A 699-nucleotide genomic window follows, 5' to 3' on the forward strand; every position below is an offset into this window, starting at 1 on the left:
AGCAATAATTGCGCCACGAAACATAATATTTACTTATAGGGATAGACGAGGATTCCAAGAAATTAGCTTATCAGAAAAACAAATAAGGGTAGCAAAAAAAATATGAATGAACTACAAGAGAAACACACTCAATCAAAAACTGAATAGGGACTGCTGATGGAAATTTTGAAAACCCCGATAGGTAATACGGGGTCGGTTCTTTCGGAAGCTCCACCAATGGAGAAACAACCAGAGAGCCAATTTATGGCGGTATTCGACTGGTTGCAGGGCTGCATACAGTTACCAAACTATGGAGAATTTGAATACTTACTGGAACTCATAACCGAGATATTCAAAGATGAATGGATAAGAGACGACGATCGCCCACTTTATAAAGGGAGACACTTCACCCACTCAATCCGCACGACTAGAGGATCGATAATCGGATGGAATATCACAGACGACGGTAAACTAGACTGCTGGCTAAGCTTGACAGGAAAAACCCTGATCGGCGCAAGTTTCGACAACCTAAAACAATACATCCAATACCTAATAGCCAACCAGACAAGATTTACGAGAATAGACCTAGCCGTAGACGACTACAGCAAATCCTTAAAGCCCCAATACTTTAAAACCGCCTATCAACAGCGACAGCATCAAGGCTTCAGAAAAATGAGCTTCATCGAAAACTTTGAGAGTTCAGAAGAAGAACAAGGCTTC

1 pseudogene is annotated in these 699 nt (G+C 41.3%); it reads left to right on the forward strand.

The features are described from left to right. Positions 1-156 precede the first annotated feature (156 nt). A pseudogene (locus tag AC805_RS15955) lies at positions 157-699 on the forward strand (hypothetical protein); the annotation flags it as partial.

Source organism: Pseudanabaena sp. 'Roaring Creek', assembly GCF_001402795.1.
Classification (GTDB): Bacteria; Cyanobacteriota; Cyanobacteriia; order Pseudanabaenales; family Pseudanabaenaceae; genus Pseudanabaena.